This window comes from Mesorhizobium sp. M0019 (genome assembly GCF_040323975.1).
GTDB lineage: Bacteria > Pseudomonadota > Alphaproteobacteria > Rhizobiales > Rhizobiaceae > Mesorhizobium.
In genome coordinates this window covers 1-7,174 of sequence record NZ_JAMYVK010000103.1, presented here as the reverse complement: position 1 = coordinate 7,174, position 7,174 = coordinate 1, and the positions used below count along the sequence as shown (strand labels likewise).

5 protein-coding genes are annotated in these 7,174 nt (G+C 60.0%); 3 read left to right on the top strand and 2 right to left on the bottom strand.

The window, feature by feature from the left end; translation table 11 throughout:
* The first annotated feature begins 401 nt into the window (after positions 1-401).
* Entirely contained in the window at positions 402-1,757 is a 1,356-nt protein-coding gene (locus NKK47_RS34530; RefSeq protein ID WP_352579868.1) for a phosphatase PAP2 family protein, read from the top strand.
* Positions 1,758-2,318: 561 nt separating this feature from the next.
* Here NKK47_RS34530 and chrA read toward each other — a convergent pair.
* On the bottom strand, positions 2,319-3,734 hold the full coding sequence (gene chrA / locus NKK47_RS34525) for a chromate efflux transporter (RefSeq protein WP_352579867.1): 1,416 nt from the start codon (positions 3,732-3,734) through the stop codon (positions 2,319-2,321).
* Positions 3,735-3,742: 8 nt separating this feature from the next.
* Positions 3,743-4,720, bottom strand: a complete 978-nt coding sequence (locus NKK47_RS34520; RefSeq protein WP_352579866.1) for a chromate resistance protein ChrB domain-containing protein — start codon at positions 4,718-4,720, stop codon at positions 3,743-3,745.
* A 540-nt stretch (positions 4,721-5,260) separates the two neighbouring features.
* Here NKK47_RS34520 and NKK47_RS34515 point away from each other — a divergent pair.
* The gene (locus NKK47_RS34515; protein ID WP_352531451.1) at positions 5,261-5,857 is read left to right on the top strand and encodes a superoxide dismutase; all 597 of its coding nucleotides are present in this window, start codon (positions 5,261-5,263) and stop codon (positions 5,855-5,857) included.
* Positions 5,858-5,896: 39 nt separating this feature from the next.
* On the top strand, positions 5,897-6,988 hold the full coding sequence (locus NKK47_RS34510; RefSeq protein WP_352579865.1) for a YncE family protein: 1,092 nt from the start codon (positions 5,897-5,899) through the stop codon (positions 6,986-6,988).
* Positions 6,989-7,174: the final 186 nt, after the last annotated feature.

Here is a 7,174-nt window from a genome sequence, read left to right as displayed (position 1 = left end):
CCTCCTTGGGAGGTTTTTCAACGCGGGCCGACACAGGCCCAGCCGCCACCGTCACGCCGCGGCCCGCATCGAAAAACCTTCACCAGCGCGGACATTCCCGCAATCGAACCGGAACGTCTCGAAGGGCTGGGAAGCTGACGTTGCCCTGCTGAAGAAGCCGGTTGGCAAATATCGACTTCGCGAGGGATTTTCAGCCGCCGTCACAGCGGCAATCGGGCCGCAAATCAGGAAGACAGCGGTCTTCCGATGTGACACCAACAACGCTGCCCTATTCGCATATTTGATCCTTTTGCCCGGCGGTGTCCGGCATTATAATTAGCGATCGCTAAATTAGGACGGAGCAGATATAAAGCCAGAAAAGCGTCCGTCTTTGGGCCGGGGACTAACCATGGAGGCCAAACATGCTCAGCGCTTTATGCAAGGCCTGCGCAGTGATCCTTTTGTCAGTGAACTGCGCTTTCGCCCAATCGGATCTGATAGAGCCAAAGGCTGGAACGTGGAAGACGTGGGTGATCACGTCGGGTAAGGACTTCCGAGTCCCGCCCCCACCGGATACTTCCACAGCCGAGCTGGAGCAGCTCCGAGATATCATCGCAAAGAACGATGCGCAGGCCGCCGCGATGATCACGTTTTGGGATGCCGGCTCGCCCGGTTACCGATGGATCGACCTCGTCAACAATCGCCTTCTTACAGGCGAAAAGATCCCGCCCAATGCGCACCGCATATACACCTATTTGACGATGGCCATCTACGACGCCACCATTGCGGCATGGGAATCGAAGTACTTCTACAATCGTCCCCGCCCAAGCGAGGCGGATGCGACATTACCGACTGCGCTGCCTACGCCTCGGAGTCCCTCCTATCCATCTGAACACGCGGCAGCCGCCGGAGCCGCTGCGATGATTCTTTCCCATTTCTTTCCGGACGAGGCGTCCTCGTTCCAAGCAATGGCTGAAGAAGCAGCACAGTCGCGTGTCCTTGCCGGTGTCCAGTTCCCGAGCGACTCTTCCGCCGGGCTTGAACTGGGCCGACGAGTCGCAGAGCAGGTGATTGCGCGGGCGAAAGCCGATGGCTCCGACGCTGTCTGGACCGGCAAAGTCCCGACCGGGCCGTGCAAGTGGGTCGGAGATAAACCAGGCAATGCAACCATGCCCAACTGGAAACCGATCGTGCTGGCATCGCCCGATGAATTCAGGCCGCCGGCCCCACCCGACTGTCAGTCCGCGGCCGTGAAGGCTGAGACGGATGCTGTCCGACAATTTGAGCGAAAATTCCCCAACAGCTCCAAAGCGTTCTACTGGCAAAGTCCAGCCGGCCTGTTCACCAGCTGGTATGACTATGCCAGCAAGTGGATGTTTGAGGACAAGACAGATTCGAACGCGCCGCGCGCCGCGCGGGCTTACGCGATGCTCGCAACGATCCATTTCGATGCGTTCATTGCAAGCAACGACGGTAAGTTCGCATATTGGTACCCGCGCCCCAACATGCTTGACCCGAGTATCACTCCCTTGTTCGCGGTGCCGCCGTTTCCCAGCTATCCGTCCAACCATTCCACTCTTTCAACTGCCCGATGCGAGATCCTGGCGTACCTGTTTCCCAGCCATGCGGAATTCATCCGCAAGGTTGGCAAAGAGGCCGGCGATTCCCGCATCTGGGCCGGCATCCATTACGCGATGGACAACAAGGCCGGTGCCGCGCTCGGCAAAGCGGTCGCGGAGAAATTCATCGAGCGGGCGAGAAAGGACGGAGCAGACTAGTGGAAGGAGAGGACACCTGATCGACCCGTTCGGAACCTTCTTGCCGATCGCCGGTCGAGGTCAAAGGATAGAACGGAACTTTGTTCGCCACGTATCAGAAAGGCTCCACGCGCTTTCATCTTCTGACGCTTTATGGACCTGAGACGCAACAAGGCTTCCAAGTTGCCGTTTCCCTGCGCCCGATCTATAGACCGCTTCGGAGTCCACTCGTGAACTTGGCTGCGTCCGGCGCAAACGTCAGCAGGTGGCGCGATCGACTCCTTGCTGAAGGCGCCGCCCGAGTACCGAATCCTGCTGGAGGCGAAGGAATGACCCTTGTCCGACATTCGGGCTCTCATGCAGCAAGGTACACAGACCCGAAAAGCTGTCTTTCAGGGGCGGCGGCAATGGCATCAACCTGCGACCTGCTGTAAGCTTGGAAAGCGGGTAACAATCCGCGAAGGATTGGGGGGATGGAACGTCATCTCGCAGCCGTCCTGATTGCCGATGTCGTCGGCTATGGCCGCTTGAGCCAGATCGACGACGAGGGTACTCCTGCCGCAGAGTGGTTGCGCCCACGGCTTAGATCGAGCCCGTTGCAACGCCATAGAGCACACCGAGGATCGAGCATGCCGCCAACACCGGGATCATGCCGATCTTGAAACGGAATACCGCGAGCAGCGCCCCGAGCGTCAGCACCAGAGACGGAAGGTTGATGGAGTTGAACACGGGAACGTCCAGCGTCATGCCCAGCCAGCTGACCTCACGCAGCTCGCGAAACAGCACGTGAAGCGCGAACCACACCGCCAGGTTCAAGATCACGCCGACCACCGCCGCCGTGATGGCAGACAGCGCTGCTGATAAGGCCTTGTTGCTGCGCATCGTCTCCATGAACGGCGCGCCAAGGAATATCCATAGGAAACAGGGGACGAAGGTTACCCAGGTCGTGAGCAGACCGCCGAGTGTTCCGGCGACCAGCGGGCTAAGCACTCCCGGCGCGCGGTAGGCACCCATGAAGCCGACGAACTGGGTGACCATGATGAGCGGACCGGGCGTGGTCTCGGCCATGCCGAGGCCGTCCAGCATTTCTCCTGGCTTGAGCCAGCCGTAGTGCTCGACGCCTTGCTGAGCGACATAGGCGAGCACTGCATAGGCGCCGCCGAAAGTGACCATCGCCATTTTCGAGAAGAAGATCGCGATGTCGGTGAAGACATTGCCTTGCCCAAGAAACACCAGAAGTGCCAGGACCGGAACGAACCACAGCAGCAGACATACCGCTGCGATCTTCAGCGACCAGCTGACGGATGGCCGGGTATGCGCAGGCACCCCTTCGCCAAGTGCCGTATCAGCATCGGCGACCTGCTTGCCGCCGACCTTGCCATGTCCGTTACCTGAGAGGAATGAAGCCCAGCCAGATATCCCTCCGACGAAACCGATGATACCAGCGATCAAGATGACCAACGGAAACGGCGCATCGAAAAAAAAGAGAGCGATGAAGGCCGCCGCGGCGAGCCCGACCATGACATTGTTCCTGAGCGCCCGCCTGCCGATCCGCAAGACCGCTTCGAGCACGATTGCCAGCACAGCCGCCTTCAAACCGAAGAAAAGGGCCTGAACCGCGCCGACATTGCCGAAGATTGCGTAAATCCAGCTCAACGCCATGATGGCGATCGCGCCCGGCAGCACGAACAGGATTCCCGCGACGAGGCCACCTCTGGTCTTGTGCAAAAGCCAGCCGATGTAGATGGCCAATTGCTGCGCCTCAGGACCGGGCAGCAGCGTGCAGTAATTGAGCGCATGCAGGAACCGCGTTTCGCCGATCCAGCGCTTTTCCTCGACGATGATCCGGTGCATCACGGCGATCTGGCCAGCGGGGCCGCCGAAGCTGAGCGCGGCCACTCGGGCCCACACCCGCGTGGCCTCAGCGAACGAAACGCCATGGCCCGGCGTGTCGTTTGGTCGGTTTGGCGCTGTCACGATACTCTCCGCATTGGCCATGGCTCAGATCACCCGCGTTTCGAACGGAAATATCGATAGAGGTTGTCGAACACCGAAGCGCCCTCGGCGATCCGTTGCTCGTCGCCCGCGTTCGCCATGGCGATACCTGAGATCAGGCTGGCGATGCCCGTGGTTTCCTCGCGACTGAACTTGCCGTCCTTGAGATCGATATCGTGGACGACTTCGGCGATGGCCTGCAGCGCCGGATCGGCTATGCCGGTGCGGGCCAGCAGTACCTCGAAGCTGCAGCGGTCGCCTTCATGGGTGATTTCGCCCTCGAACATGTCGAAGCGCAATTCCCCCTCCTTCGGCACGTATCCCTTGCCCGCCACGAAGCGGATGGTCGCGTCAGCATCGATGAAGCGACGGATCAGCCAGCTGCAGGCGATGCGGTCGACATGGACGTCCCGGCGCGTGACCCAGATCCGCCCCTTGAGCTCGCTCGGCTCGGCCGCCTTCTTCGGTTCCTTGGTCATGGCCTTGTCCTCTATAAGCTGTGTCTCGAGCTCGGCGATCAGTCCTTCGACGGCGAGGCGATCGGTGGCGCCGAAGAAGTCGATGGCCACGACCTCGGCGAGCCGTTTGCGCAAGCGGCCGAGCTGCGAACGCGCTTCCGCATATTTTTCCGATGTCGCGTCGGCCTTGATCGCTGCGGCCAGATCGCGCGCCTCCTTGACGATCTCCGCGTAGTCGGCGTCACGAACGGCGTCGAACATTGCCCGGACCTGGGCGTCCGAAAGACCGTCGACAAGGCGTGCCTCGCACATCATGGCCTCGCCGCCGCCAGCGACGATTTCCTTGAGAAGCCATTCGAAATCCTCCTGCATCTCGGCATTCGCCGGCAGGGCGTAAACGGTGCTTTTGACTGCGACCGCGCCGATGCCTTGCAACCGTCGCCAGATCTTCACCCGGAAGTAGGCGGGCTTGCTCGGCAGTTGATGGATCAGGAGCAGCCAGCGCTGCTCCTGCGATTGCCCCTCACTCATAAGTGAACCGTATCACGAACAAATCCAAATGCAACACTTGTATCATTCTTCATTCAGGCATAGCTTTCGCTTCCTCACGGGATGAGCCGTGCCGCCGAGCGAGGAAACCGATGCCACACCAGAAGCATCACTCGAGAACTTGTACGCGTTTGAGGCCAGGCATGACTCGGCAACCCTCAAAAAGCCGAAAATCAACCATGTTGCCCTGGCACCATCTCCATCTCAATCCGCCCCTCGATCGCTCAAACCTTAACCATCTCAACGACGACCATGAATGCTACGCTGCGGGATCACCGTCTCTGACGACCTGTATGCCTGGCGCGCTCCCCTACTAGGTGAAACTCACACCTAACCGCCGGCCGTCCATTCTGGCGCGGCTTGATTCTACACATCACCATAGAGAGTAAGCATATGACCGACGGAATAAAACGACGCGACTTCATGCGGAATGCCGGACTCATTGTTGGCGCTGCCGCGACGGCGACGCTGATTGAGAGCCCAGCTCTGGCTCAAACATCTTCCACCTCGAGGCTCAAGCCCATGAACTATGAGATTAAACCGCTCCCGTTCGACCCCAAGGACATTAAGGGCATATCCGAGAAGGTGCTGGTGAGCCATTACGAGAACAACTACGTCGGCGCTGTAAAGCGGCTCAATGCGATCGGCACGCAATTGGCGGAACTAGATTTCGCCAAGGCGCCCGTCTTCATGATCAACGGCTTGAAACGGGAAGAGCTAATCGCCACGAACTCGATGATCCTGCACGAAGCGTATTTCCAAGGTCTCGGCGGCGGCGGCGCGCCGAAGGGGGCTCTGGCGGACGCGATCACGAAGGACTTTGGTAGCGTGGACCAGTGGCGAACCGAATTCGCGGCTATGGGCAAAGCCGAGGGCGGTGGGTCGGGCTGGGTAATCCTCGCCTATTCGCCGCGCGACAAGCGGCTGGTCAACCAATGGGCCTCCGATCATACGACGACCTTGGCGGGGGGGCGCCCTGTGCTTGTCCTCGACATGTACGAGCACGCCTATCATATGGATTACGGCGCTAAGGCCGCCTCCTATGTCGACGTCTACATGGAAGCGATCCGGTGGGAGAATGCAGCCAAGCTCTATGAGGGCTACAGTCGCGAAGGGTAACTTTCAGCGAGGGCGCGAAACACGGAAGGCATGTCATTCATGATGCGTTTGAAGACCGCCCGCGTGTGGCGCGCCCTACTAGCTGGATTGGAAGTCGCGGGCGGAGGCATGGCTTCCGTGCCGACGCTCGCGGCCCCTCCACCTTCCGCGGACAAGTTCTTCGCGCTTGAGCGCGATGTGCCGCTCGGGCCGAAGATCGACCGGTTCGACTATCAAAGCCTCGACCCCAGCTCCGGCCGTTTGTTCATCTCTGGCATGAGCATCGGCAAATTGCTGGTATTCGACACCAGAACCAACAAGCTGCTCACGGAGCTGAACGGGTATCCCCAGGTCACCGGCGTGCTTGCCATTCCGGAGTTGCACAAGGTCTATGCCAGTGTGCCGGGCGACGGCGTCGGCGCCCTCGTATCCGCCGCGTCTGGGATGGCTGGCATCGGCAGCGGCGGCGGTCAAGTCGTCATCCTCGATAGCAACACCTTGCACGAAATCGCGCGCGTACCCGGTGGCGTGTTTCCAAATGGGATCACATACGACCCGGACGATCGCACGATCTTTGTCACAGATGAGTTCGGCAAGGGCGTGACTATCATCGACGGCGAGGCGGATCGAACCATCGGCCGGGTCGAACTGGGCGGGCTGATCGGCAATGTGCAATATGACCCGATCACAAAGCGGGTCTATGCGGCCGTAAAAAACACCAATGAGCTTGTCGCAATCGATCCCAAATCGCACGCGGTCGCGGTGCGGTATCGGCTGAATGGCGGTAGGCATCCGCATGGAGTAGCGATCTCGCCCGGATCAGCACTAGCGTTCGTCGCCTGCGACGAGGACGATCGGCTATTGGTCGTGGCGCTCGACAGTGGACGCGTTCTCAATAGCCTGCCGATCGCGCACAGACCTGACGTACTCGCGATCGACCCTGCCCTGCGCCGTCTCTACCTCGCTTCCGAATCGGGCGCTCTATCGGTGCTCGACATCAAGGATGCGGCCTCGCCCGTGGTGATTGCCACATTTCCATACGCCGAAAATGCGCACTCCGTCGGCGTTGATCCGAAATCGCACCGGGTATTTCTGCCGCTTCGCAATGTTGACGGACGCGCCGTATTACGGATTTTGCAGCCAAAGACGTAGCCGCGGCAGCGCTTGCCGCCCATCCACGGTCCCAGCCAGTTTGTGACGCGCATACAATGTCCGGTTTCAAGAAGCGGCAAAGTTGATCTCTACGGCAGAGATGGTGAAGGTTTTTCGATGCGGGCCGCGGCGTGACGGGGGCGGCTGGGCCTGTGTCGGCCCGCGTTGAAAAACCTCCCAAGGAGG